The 14493-nt window shown below is 70.3% G+C and carries 13 protein-coding genes; 7 read left to right on the forward strand and 6 right to left on the reverse strand.

Translation table 11 applies throughout. From position 1 onward, the window contains the following. Positions 1-123 precede the first annotated feature (123 nt). The 5 genes from pgm to M3E84_RS06620 all read right to left on the reverse strand — a co-directional run bounded on the left by pgm (position 124) and on the right by M3E84_RS06620 (position 5019). A complete protein-coding gene (gene pgm, locus M3E84_RS06600) occupies positions 124-1758 on the reverse strand; it encodes a phosphoglucomutase (alpha-D-glucose-1,6-bisphosphate-dependent) (RefSeq protein WP_259895427.1) in 1635 nt (544 codons plus the stop codon). Between the two features lie 75 nt (positions 1759-1833). Further along, positions 1834-2787 carry a ribokinase gene (locus M3E84_RS06605; RefSeq protein WP_259895428.1) on the reverse strand — a complete coding sequence of 318 codons (954 nt, stop codon included), beginning with the start codon at positions 2785-2787 and terminating at the stop codon, positions 1834-1836. After that, a complete protein-coding gene (locus M3E84_RS06610; RefSeq protein ID WP_259895429.1) occupies positions 2784-3839 on the reverse strand; it encodes a nucleoside hydrolase in 1056 nt (351 codons plus the stop codon). The genes M3E84_RS06605 and M3E84_RS06610 overlap by 4 nt, the downstream gene beginning before the upstream one ends. A gap of 234 nt (positions 3840-4073) precedes the next feature. Continuing rightward, a complete protein-coding gene (locus tag M3E84_RS06615) occupies positions 4074-4259 on the reverse strand; it encodes a hypothetical protein (protein ID WP_137802719.1) in 186 nt (61 codons plus the stop codon). Positions 4260-4335: 76 nt separating this feature from the next. Beyond that, positions 4336-5019, reverse strand: coding sequence for an NAD(P)-dependent oxidoreductase (locus M3E84_RS06620; RefSeq protein ID WP_259895430.1), 684 nt, complete (start codon positions 5017-5019; stop codon positions 4336-4338). 183 nt (positions 5020-5202) lie between these two features. Between M3E84_RS06620 and M3E84_RS06625 the strand changes: the two genes are divergently transcribed. From M3E84_RS06625 to M3E84_RS06635, 3 genes are all read left to right on the forward strand, one after another. Continuing rightward, positions 5203-5730 carry an SAF domain-containing protein gene (locus M3E84_RS06625; protein WP_259895431.1) on the forward strand — a complete coding sequence of 176 codons (528 nt, stop codon included), beginning with the start codon at positions 5203-5205 and terminating at the stop codon, positions 5728-5730. Further along, a complete protein-coding gene (locus M3E84_RS06630; protein ID WP_259895432.1) occupies positions 5727-7313 on the forward strand; it encodes a P-loop NTPase in 1587 nt (528 codons plus the stop codon). The genes M3E84_RS06625 and M3E84_RS06630 overlap by 4 nt, the downstream gene beginning before the upstream one ends. Before the next feature lie 66 nt (positions 7314-7379). Further along, complete coding sequence (locus tag M3E84_RS06635; protein WP_259895433.1) at positions 7380-8984, forward strand: sensor histidine kinase; 1605 nt, start codon at positions 7380-7382, stop codon at positions 8982-8984. Between the two features lie 20 nt (positions 8985-9004). Here M3E84_RS06635 and M3E84_RS06640 read toward each other — a convergent pair whose 3' ends face one another. After that, a complete protein-coding gene (locus tag M3E84_RS06640; RefSeq protein WP_259895434.1) occupies positions 9005-9253 on the reverse strand; it encodes a WhiB family transcriptional regulator in 249 nt (82 codons plus the stop codon). 378 nt (positions 9254-9631) lie between these two features. On the opposite strand from M3E84_RS06640, the gene M3E84_RS06645 reads away from it, so the two are divergent. The 4 genes from M3E84_RS06645 to M3E84_RS06660 all read left to right on the forward strand — a co-directional run bounded on the left by M3E84_RS06645 (position 9632) and on the right by M3E84_RS06660 (position 14491). Continuing rightward, positions 9632-10069: a hypothetical protein gene (locus M3E84_RS06645; RefSeq protein WP_259895435.1), complete on the forward strand. Its 438-nt coding sequence runs from the start codon at positions 9632-9634 to the stop codon at positions 10067-10069. A 218-nt stretch (positions 10070-10287) separates the two neighbouring features. After that, positions 10288-11475 (forward strand): UDP-galactopyranose mutase, encoded by a 1188-nt coding sequence (glf, locus tag M3E84_RS06650; RefSeq protein ID WP_259895436.1) that lies wholly within the window; start codon positions 10288-10290, stop codon positions 11473-11475. Further along, a complete protein-coding gene (locus tag M3E84_RS06655; protein ID WP_259895437.1) occupies positions 11472-13487 on the forward strand; it encodes a glycosyltransferase in 2016 nt (671 codons plus the stop codon). The genes glf and M3E84_RS06655 overlap by 4 nt, the downstream gene beginning before the upstream one ends. 134 nt (positions 13488-13621) lie before the next feature. After that, on the forward strand, positions 13622-14491 hold the full coding sequence (locus M3E84_RS06660; protein WP_259895438.1) for an ABC transporter permease: 870 nt from the start codon (positions 13622-13624) through the stop codon (positions 14489-14491). Positions 14492-14493: the final 2 nt, after the last annotated feature.

Below are 14493 nucleotides of genomic sequence, written 5' to 3' on the forward strand. Positions count from 1 at the left end.
CACCGCTGGGAAGCGGTGATGGGGTGCAGATCTGTCACCAACCGGGCATGCGAGGCCCAGAACGCACAAGGGCGCCCCCTCGAGACCGAGGGGGCGCCCTGCTGCGTCGTCAGTTCCGAAGGATCAGCCGATCACGCCGTCGACCAGCGCCTTGGCCTCGCGCTGCACCAGCTTGAGGTGCTCCTCGTCCACGAAGGACTCAGCGTAGATCTTGTAGACGTCCTCGGTGCCCGACGGGCGCGCGGCGAACCAGGCGCGATCCGTGGTGACCTTGAGCCCGCCGACGGACGCGCCGTTGCCCGGTGCCTCGGTGAGCTTGGTGGTGATGGGGTCGCCGGCCAGAGTCTCGGCGGTGACCTGCTCGGGCGACAGCTTCTTCAGTGCGGCTTTCTGCTCGCGGTCGGCGGGGGCGTCGATGCGCTGGTAGACCGGTGCGCCGTACTGCTCGGTGAGCTCGGCGTAGCGCTGCGACGGGGTCTTGCCGGTCACCGCGATGATCTCCGCGGCCAGCAGCGCCAGGATGATGCCGTCCTTGTCGGTGGTCCACACGGAGCCGTCCTTGCGCAGGAACGACGCACCGGCGGACTCCTCGCCGCCGAAGCCCAGGGAGCCGTCGAGCAGGCCCGGAACGAACCACTTGAAGCCCACGGGGACCTCCACCAGGCGGCGGCCCAGCGACTCGGCCACGCGGTCGATGATCGACGACGAGACCAGGGTCTTGCCGATCCCGGCGTCCTCCCGCCAGCCGTCGCGGTGGGCGAAGAGGTAGTCGATCGCCACGGCCAGGTAGTGGTTGGGGTTCATCAGCCCGGCGTCCGGGGTGACGATGCCGTGACGGTCGGAGTCGGCGTCGTTGCCGGTGGCGATGTCGTACTTGTCGCGCTGCTGGATGAGCGAGGCCATGGCGCTGGGGGAGGAGCAGTCCATGCGGATCTTGCCGTCCCAGTCCAGGGTCATGAACGCCCACTGCGGGTCGACCTCCGGATTGACCACGGTGAGGTCCAGTCCGAAGCGCTCGCCGATCTCCTTCCAGTACGCGACCGAGGCCGAGCCCATGGGATCGGCGCCGATGCGCACCCCGGCGCGCTTGATGGCCTCGAGGTCGATGATCTCCGGCAGCGCGGAGACGTAGCTGTCCAGGTAGTCGAACGACTGGGTGGTCTCCGCGGCGCGGGCCTCCTCGAGCGGAATGCGCTTGACGTCTGCGTTGCCGCCCTCGAGCAGCTCATTGGCGCGATCGGCGATCCAGCCGGTGGCGTCGGTGTCGGCGGGGCCGCCGTGGGTGGGGTTGTACTTGAAGCCGCCGTCGGCCGGCGGGTTGTGCGACGGGGTGATCACGATGCCGTCGGCGAGATCGCGCTGCCGGTCCTTGTTGTAGGTCAGGATCGCGTGCGACAGCGCCGGGGTGGGCGTGTAGCCGTCGCGGGAGTCCAGCAGCACGGTGACGCCGTTGGCGGCCAGCACCTGCAGGGCGGTGTCCTGGGCGACGGCGGAGAGCGCATGGGTGTCCTGGCCCATGAACAACGGCCCGGTGGTGCCCTCCTGCGCGCGGTACTCGACGATGGCCTGTGTGATGGCCGCGATGTGGGCGTCGTTGAACGACGACTTCAGCGACGAGCCGCGGTGCCCGGAGGTCCCGAAGGCCACCCGCTGCCCGGGATCCGAGAGGTCCGGCGTGCGGGAGGCATAGGCCTCGAGCAGCTCGGAGATATCGACGAGGTCTTCGGGAAGGGCGACGGTGCCCGCGCGATCAGTCATGCTCCTCAGATTAGTCAGCCCAGGTGGGGCCGGTCACGCGATTGTCCGAGATGTGGCCAGTTCGTCCGGATCCGCTCAGACCTCGTTGAGCATCGCCCGCGACGGGTACGACGGCTGCGCGCCCTCCGAGAGCGTCGCGATCGCGCCCACGCGCATGGCCAGGGCGGCGGCCTCCTGGAGCTCGGTCCCGGCGGCCCGCGCTGCGGCCAGCGTCCCGGTCACGGCGTCGCCGGCGCCGGTGGTGTCGACGGCGCGCACCTCGTGGCCGACCAGTCGCTCCTGGCGGGTGCTGCCCTGGTGCGTGCGCAACAGCATGGCGCCGCCGGGGCCCAGGGTCACGATGGCCTCGGCAACCCCGGTCGAGGCGGCGAGGCGCTGGCCTGCCCGGGCCCAGTCCTCCTCCGGCGCGGCGCTGAAGTCCGTGTCCTCGTCGCCGATCAGCTGGCCCATCTCGTGCGCGTTGACCACGAGCAGGTCGGTGCACTCGAGCAGCTCCGGCTCGGGCTGGCGGAACGGGGAGGGGTTGAGCACCACCGTCACGTCCGCCTCACGGGCAGCCCTGGCGGCGGCGATGACGGTCTCGGCCGGGATCTCGAAGGTCAGCGCGAGCACGCGCACTCCGTCGAAGAGCTCCGGGGTGATCGCCTCCGGAGCGAGCTCCCCGTTGGCTCCGGCGGAGATGACGATCGTGTTCTCCCCGCCCTCGGAGACGGTGATGACGGCGGTTCCGGTGGCGGTGTCCGTCAGCGACACCACTTGGGCGGTGTCCACGCCGTGGCGGCGCAGCGACTCCAGCAGCAGCTCACCGTGCGGGTCATCGCCCACAGCGCCCACCATGCGCACGCGCGCGCCCAGGCGTGCTGCGGCCACGGCCTGATTGGCGGACTTGCCCCCGGGAGATGTGCTCAGCGGGCCGCCCTGCACGGTCTCACCGGGCTTGGGATGGCGCTGCGTGCGCACCACCAGATCGGCGTTCAGCGAGCCGATGATGACGACGTCGCCGTCGGTGGCGGGGAAGCGATCGGTCATCGTGCGTCTCCTGGCTGCTGGGGGTCGGTCGTGCGCGCGCCGGATTCCGGGCCGGCGTCGGAGGTCTCGACCATCTCGGGTATGCGCCGCTCGGCTTCCGGGAGGGCGCCGTCGTGGACCTGAAGCCGTGCGGTGGCCTCGAGGACGAGCTGCCAGAAGCCGTCGACGTCCAGGGCCGTCGCGGCGGCCGTGGGCAGGCTCGGATCCTCCGGGCCGCGCAGATCGACCACCGTCATGCCGGTGGCCAGCTCGCCGGAGCACTCGATGTCGATCGGGGCGCGGCGCAGGGTGAGCAGCTCGGGGCGGATCACGGCCGCCACCGCCACGGGATCGTGGCAGGGGGGATCGGAGAAGTCCTGGTTGTCCTGATAGGCGGCGCGGTAGCTGGAGATGAGGTCCACGGCGATCCGCCCGGCGTCGGTGCCCAGCTCGGCGAACGACCGTTCGATCTCCGAGGTGGCCACGGCCGTGTGGGTGACATCCAGGCCGACCATGGTCACGGGCCAGCCCGCTGCGAAGACGATGCGTGCCGCCTCCGGATCCACGGCGATGTTGAACTCGGCCACGGGCGTGATGTTGCCGTCGGCGATCGCCCCGCCCATGAGCACGATCTCCTGGACGCGCTCGACGATCTCCGGGGCCTTCTGCGCCGCCAGCGCCAGGTTGGTCAGAGGGCCCAGGGCGATCAGGGTCAGCGTGCCCGGCTCCGCAGCCAGGATCTCGCGGATGATGAGATCGACGGCGTGCTCGTCGGAGACCTGCGTCTGCGGCTCGGCGAGCACGAGCTGGCCCAGGCCGGTGTCGCCGTGCACGTGCCCTGCGGTCTGGGGCTGGCGCTCGAGCGGATCCGCGGCTCCCGCCGCCACGGGGACCTCCAAGCCGATGGCCTCCGTGAGGGCCAGGGCATTGCGGGTGACCTTCTTGAGGGTCTGATTGCCGCCTACCACGGTCACCGCGGCCACCTCGAGCTCCGGGCTGCCGTGGGCGAGCATGAGGGCCAGGGCGTCGTCCACGCCCGGGTCGCAGTCGATGATCACGCGTCGTCGAGTCATGCCCTCAGTATCCAACTCGGCACCGACGCCCGCATCTGCTCTCGTCGTCCTGGCCCCTGGACCCTCGCCCCGATGCACATCCGCCCACCCGCGAGCGGCCGATTCCTCACCGTCTCGACGCGCAATCGGTGCAGAATCTCCCGCTCGATGAGGGAAGGGTGCGGAATCGGCCGGTCGCGGGGATATGAGTGAGGTATGAGGGCCTCGGGGAGCGGGTCGCGACGACGGCAGCCGTCAGCGGCGGGATTCGGGGCTGCGGCTCGGGTCGCTGGGGATCACGCGGTTCACGATGGCAGTCACGATCAGCGCGATCACGATAACGGCGGCGATGCGCAGGAACGAGTTCTGCACTCCGCCGAGCAGGAGGTTGGCCACCACCAGGGTGATGACGATGGTGACCAGGGTCGACAGGATTCTCATGCCATCACTGTCTCATGATCGCCCTCGGCCGCACAGGGCTGCCCACGCGCGGTCGGATGCCGACGCTGCGGCCGGATCAGCGCGCGAGCGCCTCGCGGATCGGGGTGTCCCCACGGCCGTACTCGATGCGCTTTCCGACGGTCTCCGGCATGTCCAGAGCGTCGACGATCGTCTGGGCGACGTCGCTGCGCGAGATCCTGCGCTCCCCGTTCGGTCCGGCGGACTCGCGGTCGCCGCCGAACTCCTCGATGGGGCCGAGTCCGATCGTGCCGGTCGGCTCGTCGTCGGTGAGCAGGCCGGGACCCAGGATGGTCCAGTCCAGGTCCGAGCGGCGCAGGGTCTCGTCCGCCTCGGCCTTGGCCTGCACGTACGGGTAGAAGCCGTGGTCCTCGCTCAAACCGTGCTCGAGCGTGGAGCCCTGATACGAGACCATGACGTAGCGGTTGACGCCTGCGCGCTGCGCGGCGTCGATCGAGCGCTGGGCGGCATCGCGGTCCACGGCGAACGTGGTCTCCGGGCCAGCCCCGCCTGCTCCGGCGGCCCACACGACGGCGTCGTGGCCGGCGATCGCGGCATCGAGCTGCTCGGTGCTCGCCTCCTGCAGGTCGAGGACGAGCGGCGTGGCGCCGATGGCCTCGATCTCCGTCTTCTGGTCGGCGGAGCGGATCACCGAGGTGACCTGGTGTCCTGCCTCCACCAGCTTGCGCCCGGCGATCATGGCGACGGCTCCGTGGCCGCCCAGGATGACGATCTTCGACATGGCTCCTCCTCAAGGATGCGTGTGTCCGGGACAACGGAGTCCTGCAGCGCCGGTATTCCGCCGTATGCGCCGTCGAGTGGTCCCTGCGTGTGCGTCAGGCTTCATGCCGACGTCGCGTGGGGGGGGGGGGGGGGGGGGGGGGGGGGGGGGGGGGGCGCCCCCCCCCCCCCCACGACCGCGACCGTGACCTACGGCGATGCCACGCAGTCCTTCTCGGTGGCCGATCGGGACCTGGAGGTGGGCCAGACCGTCACGGCCGAGGATCTGCGCGCGGTCGATCTGCGGCTGGAGTCCACGGGCGAGCAGTACGTGGCCGGATCCGAGCAGCTCGGTGAGGGCTCGGTCGTCCTCCAGCGTGTGCCCGAGGGCCAGCTGATCCCCACGGGGGCGCTGGGGCGTCAGGAGGACATCGACCGCCGCCCCATCGGGATCCCGCTGGCCACGCCGCTGCCCTCAGGGACGAGGCCGGGGGACCTTGTGGACATCTGGGCCGCCCAGCGCGATCGCACCGGCGGACAGTGGGGCGAGCCGGTGCAGATCCTGGAGGGCGCAGAGCTGGCCGGTGTGGAGGACTCCGCCGGCGGATTGGGCGCCGATGACGACGCCACCGCCCAGGTCCTCGTGGAGACCGCGGACGTGGAGGCGGTCGTGGGGGTGCTCTCCGGCGAATCCCGGGTCACCCTGGTCCCGCATCTGGGCGGCGGACGATGAGCCTCCCGCTGGCCTGCCTGGGACAGGACGCAGATCTGCTCGGCCAGGAGGTCGATCGGCTGCACGGTCCCGTGACGCTCGTGCGCCGCTGCGGGGACCTGGTCGAGATGCTGGCCGTCGTGCGCTCCGGGCTTGCGCTGGCGGTCCTCGTGGACGCCGAGGAGCCAGAGCTCTCGGCTCAGGCCCTGGATGCGCTGCGCCGTGACGGTGCCGTGGTGGCCGTGGTCGTCCAGGACCTGCCCGGACCGGCTGCGGAAGGGACGGTCTCGCACACTCAGGAGGGGATCGGCAGCGCTGGCGTCCAGGATGCCATCAGCGCCGAGGACCATGCCGCCGTCGACTGGGAGCACCTCGGTGCGCTCGAGATCCCGGCACAGCTGCCGGCCCGGCAGGCGGCCCAGCTGCTGATGGAGGCTGCCCAGGGACACCGCCCGCCGCCTGGCGGGTCCGACCCAGGACTCGCCGAGGCCGTCGGAGTCGTCGATCCGCAGCAGAGCCGGTCGGAGGGAGCGGACGGGGCGGGTCACCGGCTGGACCCCGACGACGAGCAGCCGGAGGCCGAATGGCGTCTGCTGCTCGAGGCCCCCGAGTCCGCTGCGCCTCCGGAGGCCTCGAGCGCTCTGGCTCCCCGCGGGCGCGTCGTCGTGGTGTGGGGGCCCCATGGCTCCCCTGGGCGATCGACCGTGGCGATCAACCTGGCGGCCGAGCTGGCGCTGCAGGGTGTGGAGACCACGCTGGTGGACCTGGACACCTGGGGGCCTTCGGCCGCCGCGCTGCTGGGGCTGCTCGATGAGACCGCCGGCGTCGCCCAGGCCTGCCGCGCAGCCGATCGGGACAGACTGAACCCGCAGGCCCTCGAGCGGGCGGGCGTGCAGGTCCAGCTGGGTCGCAGCCGGATCATGGTGCTGACCGGGATCACCCGTCCTGAGCGCTGGCCCGAGCTGCGCGCCGGCAGCGTGCGCAGGCTGCTGCGAGCCTGCCAGCACATGCCCCGGAGTCGTCGGCTCCTCGACGGCTCCGGCCCCGCGCAGGAGAGCGGTCCCGCCCCGGTGATCGTGGTCGACGTCGGGGCGAGCCTGGAGGAGGACGAGGAGCTGGTCTCGGAGTTCGAAATGCCGCGGCGATCGGCGGCGACCACCGCGGCGCTGGCCGAAGCCGATCTGGTGCTGGCCGTGTGCTCGGCCGAGGTCCTCGGCATCCCGCGCGCGGCACGGGCGCTGCCCGGGCTGCTCGAGCTCACGCCGGCCCCGGTGATGCTCGTGGCCAACCGGGTGCGACGCTCTGCCGCAGGCAGCTCGCCCAGGGCGGCACTGAAGGAGGCCTGGGCCGCGATCGGCGCGCCGGGTCAGTGGGATGCCCACTTGTCCTGGGAGCCGAAGGTCGTTGATGCAGCGGCCCTGGCCGGCTCGGTCCTGGCGGAGTCGGCCCCGTCCTCGGTGCTGCGCTCGCAGATGCGCGACCTGGCTGGATCGGTGCTGCGCCGCCTCGACGGCGATCTGGGTCCTGACCAGGGCCAGGAGGAGGTGGAGGACGTCCGCGGCACCCGGCTGGGGCGGGCCGTGGGAGGCTGGCTGCGCCGGTGATAGCCTCGAATCCACGATCCTGATCCGGGCGATGCTGCCCGCTGCAGCCGGAAGGAGCCCGAGCGCGTGTCCCTCGTCGAGCTGTCCAGCCGTGAAGGATTCTCCGAGGAGGCAGTGGAGCACCTCCATCTGCTCGTGGGCGAGTGGCAGATGCTCGCCGATCTGGGCTTCGGCGATGTCCACCTGACCTTCCCCGATCGCAGCTTCGAGCCGAGTCCCGGTGCCATGCGCCTTCCGGCTCGGGACACGGACTTCCTGATCCTGGACCACGTCCGCCCCGGCACCACGCAGACACTCTTTCCCACCGATCAGATCGGCCAGCATCTCGGCCCCCCGCTCAGCAGCCTGCTGCGCGAGCTGTGGGGAGCCCCGGGCGTGAGCTCCCACCGCAACACCGGCCGACGGCTGCTGCCCGGTCTCGACTCGGACGTCCAGGCCCTGGTGACCACCGTCGCCTTCGACGGCCAGCCGATCGCGCTGCTGTCGCTGATCACCGAGCGCAGCATCGGCACCACGACCTCGCCGGGGGAGCACAGCTACCGGGAGGTCGCAGCGCAGCTGCTGCGCATGGCGGGCACCGGTCAGTGGCCCCAGGCCGGCACCCAGCCGTCACCGCGGCGCGGCAATCCGCGAGTGGGCGATGGCGTGATCAGGCTCGATCACGAGGACCGCGTCTCGTTCATGTCGCCCAATGCCGTCTCCGCGGTCGCCCGGCTGGGTGCCGGGGAGGCCGCGCTCGGCCAGCGGCTCACGGATGCGCTGGGCTCCGGGGCCTTCGCCGGGGAACAGGTCGACGAGGGCCTGATGGGCGTGCTGCGCGGCCGGGTCCCCAGTCACGCCGAGGTCCGCCGGGGCCGTGTGGTGGTGATGTTCCGCAGCGTCCCGCTCGCGGAGGACGCAGAGAGGGTCGGGGCGCTGCTGCTGTGCCGCGACGTCTCCGAGCTGCGTCGGCGCGAGCGGGAGCTGTCCTCCAAGGACGCCGCCATCCGCGAGACCCACCACCGGGTCAAGAACAGCCTGCAGGCCGTGGCGGCCATGATGCGGATGCAGTCGCGGCGCGCAGACAGCCCGGAGGCTCGGCGCGGGCTCTCGGAGGCCATGCGGCGGCTGGAGGCCGTCTCGGCGGTGCACGAGACGCTGTCGCACACTCCCGAGGGGTCAGTGGACTTCGACGAGCACTTCAGCCGCCAGATCCGCGCGATCGCCGAGCTGGCGGCCACCGGGCAGACGGTGCGCACCCGGGTCACCGGGACGTTCGGGAGGCTGCCCGGTCAGCAGGTCACCGCCATGGCGCTGGTGCTCAACGAGATGCTGACCAACGCCGTGGAGCACGGACTGCGGGGCCGCGACGGCACGATCGAGGTCAGCGCGCAGCGGCGCGATCCGGATCCCTCGGCCTGCCGCGAGGCCCGCGCCGAGGGACGTGCGGTGCCGTGCGCGGAGCTGGTCGTGACGATCGCCGACGACGGCGTGGGGATGGACCCCTCCATGAGCAGCGGTCACTGGTCGGCCGATGAGCCGGAGGGGTCATCGATCGCCTCGGCGGGTCTCGGCAGTCGGATCGTGCGCAGCCTGGTGCTGGGGGAGCTCGACGGATCCGTGAGCTGGCGCCCCGGAGACGACAGCGGCACGGTCATCGAGATGACCGTGCCGGTGTACGAGGCCTCGTGAGGGTGAGGCGTTGAGCCGAGTCAGGAGGCGCGGCGCGCCCGGGCGTTGCGGCGCTTGAGGGAGCGGCGCTCGTCCTCGCTCATGCCGCCCCACACGCCGGCGTCCTGGCCGGAGGACATGGCCCAGGAGAGGCACTCGTCCATGACGTCGCAGGTGCGGCACACGGCCTTGGCCTCCTCGATCTGGAGCAGGGCCGGCCCGGTGTTCCCCACGGGGAAGAACAGCTCGGGGTCCTTCTCGAGGCAGGCTGCTTGTGAACGCCAATCCATGACGATGCGACTCCTTTCAGAAGGCACGTGAGGGCCGGGCGAGGGCGGTGCCCGGCGAGATGAGAAGTGCCCTGGAGGGCGGTGACAGGCCTCGCATCGGCCTGCCCAAGATTCCTCTACTTTTCCATGTGAACGGCACGTGAACAAGGGGATGGGACATTCGTCACACGCCCCTTGATATCGGAGATCTCGGGTGCTGAATTCAAGAATCCGCGAGACATTTCTCAAGCCGCGCACCGGGCCGGGTCCGAGGGGAGCTCGACAGCCGGCGGAGCCGTCGGACGGGCAGGTGCGGCGGGCCCAGCGGCGATACGCTGGAGCCGCGAGGGGCCGGTCGATCCTGCGGTCCCCGACCCGCACCCCCTCCAGGAGCTGCCCGTGGCACCCGTCGGCGACCGAGACATCCCCGAGACGGCTGTGCGGCCCCTGCGTCCGCAGGCCATCGTGCCTCTGGTGTCAATCGTGGCAGCCGAGTCCGTGGTGGTCTTCGCCGGTGCGCTGTGGGTGCTCTCCGGGGTGTTCACGGGTCACGTGGACTCCGTGGTGCGGACCCTGATGCTGGTCGTCCTGCTGGTGGGTGGAGGGCTGTGGCTGGCGCGCACCGCCACGGCGCTGTGGGCCGGCAGGCGCTGGCCCCGTGCCGCCGCCCTGACCGTCCAGCTGTTCGCGGTGATCATCGCCGTGGCGGTCCTGCTGCCGGTCAGCCGGTGGCTCGCCCTGCTCGTGCTGGCGGCCGCCCTGGTGGCAGGCGGGTCCCTCTTCCGTCAGGACGTCGTGGACTGGACCACGCAGGACGTGCCGGCAGATCGGCGCTGAGGCGGCGGTGCCGCCGTCGTGCGGCGCAGCCTGGGAGCGAACTGCGCTCGGACGCAGAGCTCGCTGTGGCAAGGCCCTCATCCACGCGCGTCCGCACGGGCCGCCGGAGCGGCTCCGGTACCGTGGGGCGATGCCGAGCGGTCGCGGTTCGCCCGCGCCGGATGAGAATCGGTCCGTCGCCCCACCGGGCGGCAGCGGACCGGAACGGGAGAGACTGCATGAATGCTGACCTCGTGGTCGTCGGATCGGGCCTGTTCGGGCTCACCGTCGCCGAGCGCGCTGCGGATGAGCTGGGCCTGAAGGTCGTCATCCTGGACCGCCGCTCGCACATCGGAGGCAACGCCTACTCCGAGAAGGAGCAGCGCACCGGGATCGAGGTGCACCGCTACGGCGCGCACCTCTTCCACACCTCGAACGAGCGCGTGTGGGAGTACGTGAACCGGTTCACCACGTTCACGGACTACGTGCACAAGGTGTACACGCGCCACAACGGCGAGGTGTTCCCCATGCCGATCAATCTCGGCACGATCAACCAGTTCTTCCGCTCGGCCTACTCACCGGGCGAGGCCAGGGAGCTGATCCGCGAGCAGGCCGGCGAGCTGGCGGGCACCGACCCGCAGAACCTCAACGACAAGGGCATCCAGCTGATCGGACGCCCCCTCTACGAGGCGTTCATCAAGCACTACACGGCCAAGCAGTGGCAGACCGCCCCCGAGGACCTGCCCGCAGAGATCATCAAGCGGCTCCCCGTGCGCTACACGTACGACAACCGCTACTTCAACGACACCCACGAAGGGCTGCCGACCGACGGCTACACCGCCTGGCTCGAGCGCATGGCGGATCATCCGAACATCGAGGTCCGGCTGGACACCGACTTCTTCGACGACTCGCACGAGTTCTCGAAGTCCAAGGTCGTCGGCCAGGTCCCCGTGATCTACACCGGCCCGGTGGACCGCTACTTCGACTTCGTCGAGGGCGATCTGTCCTGGCGCACGATCGATCTGGAGGAGGAGGTCCTGGAGATCGAGGACTTCCAGGGCACCTCCGTCATGAACTACCCGGACGCCGACGTCCCCTTCACCCGCATCCACGAGTTCCGCCACTTCCACCCGGAGCGGGACTACACCAAGGACGCGACCGTGATCATGCGCGAGTTCTCGCGCTTCGCCGAGAAGGGCGATGAGCCCTACTACCCGGTCAACACCACGGTGGACCGCGAGAAGCTGCTCGCCTACCGCGACCTGGCCGCCGGCGAGTCCTCGGTCCTGTTCGGCGGGCGGCTGGGCACCTACAAGTACCTGGACATGCACATGGCCATCGGGTCGGCGCTATCCATGGTCGACAACAGGATCACCCCCCACTTCCGCGGCGGGGACCGGATCACGAGCGGAGGCATCGACGCGTGAGCGAGCAGAACGGCAGCACCGACGCCGAGCAGGACGCCCAGAGCTTCCTGGGCCGGATCACCAACGCGCCGTCGTCGTCGCAGGGCTCCCTGCGCGAGGTGGCCCGGGTGGTCCTGCCCGAGGCCAAGGACCTCGACGCGCTCCCGCTGTACGTCGACGGGCCGCTGAGGAAGGAGCGCTCCTCCGGCTCGTCAGACGAGGTCGCCGAGCACCCGGACGACATCCTGAGCCGGCGCTCCATGCGCATCCGCTCGGGGCGCCGCGTCTCCTTCGGCTCGTACTTCAATGCGTTCCCAGCCTCGTACTGGCGCCGCTGGACGGTCGCCGAGAAGGTCGTGCTGTCCGTGGCCACCACCGGCGCCGGCTCCCTGATCGTCTACCGCTCGAACGCCCGCGGCATCTCCCAGCGCGTGGAGAACGTGCGGCTGCCCGGCGGCTCGCAGACCAGCGAGTTCGACCTCACCCTGGCGCCGTTCGGCGACGGCGGCTGGTACTGGTTCGACCTGATCGCCGATGAGGAGGGCATGGTCCTCGACTCGGCCGCCTGGTCGGTTCCGGACACGGCCCCCCAGGGGACCGTGACCCTGGGCGTGACCACGTTCAACCGCCCGGACTACTGCGTGAACACGATCCGCACGATCGCTGAGGCCGACGGCTTCGACGACGTCCTGGACGAGCTGATCATCGTGGACCAGGGCAACAGGCTCGTGGAGGACGAGGACGACTTCGCCGAGGCCGAGAAGGCCATGGGCGGGAAGCTGCGCATGATCCGCCAGGGCAATCTGGGCGGCTCGGGCGGCTTCTCCCGCAACATGTACGAGGTCGTGCAGGGACGCGCGGACGGCTCGGCCTCCGACTACGTCCTGATCCTCGACGACGACATCCTCCTGGAGACCGAGGGCGTCCTGCGCGCCGTCGCCTTCGCGGACTTCTGCCGCACTCCCACGATCGTGGGCGGGCACATGTTCGACATGTACAACCGCCCGGTGCTCAACGGCTACGCCGAGGTCGTCGACCGCTACCGCTTCCTGTGGGGCCCGATCGAGGACCTGGGCGGCATCGACTTCTCGGAGGCGGGCCTGCGCTCGCGACCGAACCTGCACCGCCGCTGGGACGCCGACTACAACGGCTGGTGGATGTGCCTGATCCCGCGCAAGGTGCTGCAGGACGTCGGGCTGTCGCTGCCGGTGTTCATCAAGTGGGACGACTCCGAGTACTCACTGCGCGCCGCCGAGGCCGGGTACCCGACCGTCTCCCTGCCCGGGGCGGCCGTGTGGCACGTGTCCTGGATGGATAAGGACGACGCCGTCGACTGGCAGGCCTACTTCCACGAGCGCAACCGCCTGATCGCGGCCCTGCTGCACTCGCCGTTCCCGCGCGGCGGGCGCATGGTGCGCGAGTCCCTGGCCGTGGACACCAAGCACACGGTCTCCATGCAGTACTACGCCGCAACGTGCGTGCTGATGGCCCTCGAGGATGTCCTGCGCGGCCCCGAGGGCCTGCACGGGATGATCGGCACCAGGATGCCGGAGATCCGCTCCCTGAAGTCCGAGTTCTCGGACGCCCAGTTCAGCCAGGACCAGGGCGCGTTCCCGGCGGCCAAGCGGCGCCGTCCGCCCAAGCGCCGAGGTCTGCCCAAGCCGCCGGCCTACTGGCAGCTGCCGCCGTGGGCGGTCAAGACCCTGCTCAAGCAGACGGTCCTGCCGGTGCGCGAGCTGGCGCAGAGCCATCCCGAGGAGTGGGTCGCCCACCAGGACGGCAAGTGGTACCACCTGGCCACCCTGGACTCGGCCGTGGTCTCCAATGCCGACGGCACCGGTGCGGCCTGGCACAAGCGCGACCCCAAGGCGGTGCGCGAGCTCACCGCCCGCAGCGCCAAGCTGCACGCCGAGCTGCTCTCGCGCTGGGACTCGCTGTCCGAGCAGTACCGCGCCGCACTCGGGGAGATCACCTCGCCCGAGGCATGGGCGAAGACCTTCGAGGACAACCCGCCGGTGGACGTCCAGCGCTGATCCGCGGCGCAAGGCCGATCCACCACGACGACGGGCGCAGCGGCGCACCCAGCCGCTGCGCCCATCGTCGTCGTGATCCCAGCGCACGGCCGGCCCCGCGGGACCGCCGAGCGCGCACTGATTGAGGAGCAAGGATGAGCACGACAGTGCCGGAGCTGATGACGCCCGGCAAGGGACGCGGCCTGCTGGACGTCGTCCGCAACCGCTATCTGCTGAGGCTGCTGGTCGACAAGGAGATCCAGGTCCGCTATCGCGGGACCGTGCTGGGGCTGGTGTGGTCCTATCTCAAGCCGGCCGTGCAGTTCTTCGTCTACTACATCGCGATGGGCATCTTCCTGGAGCTCGAGAAGAACCTGGAGAACTTCGCGATCTACCTGTTCTCCGGGATCGTGCTGATGAATCTCTTCGGGGAGATCTTCGGCAACGCCTCGCGCTCCATGACGGACAACGGAGGGCTGCTCAAGAAGATCTACCTGCCGCGGCAGCTCTTCCCGGTGGCCAATCTCTTCGTGGCGCTGGTCCACTTCCTGCCGCAGCTGCTGATCCTGCTGATCGCCTGCCTGACGGCCGGGTGGCATCCCGGGCCAGTGCAGTTCCTGTGCATGATCGCCGGGTTCTTCATCGTCGCGATCTTCGCCCTGGGTCTGGGGTTGATCTTCGCCACCCTCAACGTGTTCTTCCGCGACGCGGAGAACTTCGTGGATCTGATCCTGATGGTTTCCACCTGGGCCTCCCCAGTGCTGTATCCGTTCACCATGGTCCAGGACAAGCTGCCGCAGTGGGTGTACTACCTCTACTTCGCCAATCCGCTCACCGTGGCCGTCGAGCTGTTCCACTACGGATTCTGGTTCGCCACCACGGAGCTGCCGCAGCCGCGCTGGCATGCGGCTGACCACCTCCTGTCGTTCTGGACCCCGTTCGCCCTGCTGATCGCGCTGGCCACCCTGTTCGTCGGCGATCTGATCTTCCGCCGCCAAGAGGGCAACTTCGCCCAGGAGCTCTGAAG

The organism is Kocuria sp. p3-SID1428, assembly GCF_025149945.1.
GTDB lineage: Bacteria > Actinomycetota > Actinomycetes > Actinomycetales > Micrococcaceae > Kocuria.

What these genes read in the sequence shown, in the direction of transcription:
- M3E84_RS06615 (WP_137802719.1), bottom strand. Translation starts at nt 4,259, where the DNA reads ATGAGAATCCTGTCGACCCTGGTCACCATCGTCATCACCCTGGTGGTG.
- M3E84_RS06640 (WP_259895434.1), bottom strand. Translation starts at nt 9,253, where the DNA reads ATGGATTGGCGTTCACAAGCAGCCTGCCTCGAGAAGGACCCCGAGCTG.
- M3E84_RS06605 (WP_259895428.1), bottom strand. Translation starts at nt 2,787, where the DNA reads ATGACCGATCGCTTCCCCGCCACCGACGGCGACGTCGTCATCATCGGC.
- M3E84_RS06660 (WP_259895438.1), top strand. Translation starts at nt 13,622, where the DNA reads ATGAGCACGACAGTGCCGGAGCTGATGACGCCCGGCAAGGGACGCGGC.
- pgm (WP_259895427.1), bottom strand. Translation starts at nt 1,758, where the DNA reads ATGACTGATCGCGCGGGCACCGTCGCCCTTCCCGAAGACCTCGTCGAT.
- M3E84_RS06620 (WP_259895430.1), bottom strand. Translation starts at nt 5,019, where the DNA reads ATGTCGAAGATCGTCATCCTGGGCGGCCACGGAGCCGTCGCCATGATC.
- M3E84_RS06630 (WP_259895432.1), top strand. Translation starts at nt 5,727, where the DNA reads ATGAGCCTCCCGCTGGCCTGCCTGGGACAGGACGCAGATCTGCTCGGC.
- glf (WP_259895436.1), top strand. Translation starts at nt 10,288, where the DNA reads ATGAATGCTGACCTCGTGGTCGTCGGATCGGGCCTGTTCGGGCTCACC.
- M3E84_RS06610 (WP_259895429.1), bottom strand. Translation starts at nt 3,839, where the DNA reads ATGACTCGACGACGCGTGATCATCGACTGCGACCCGGGCGTGGACGAC.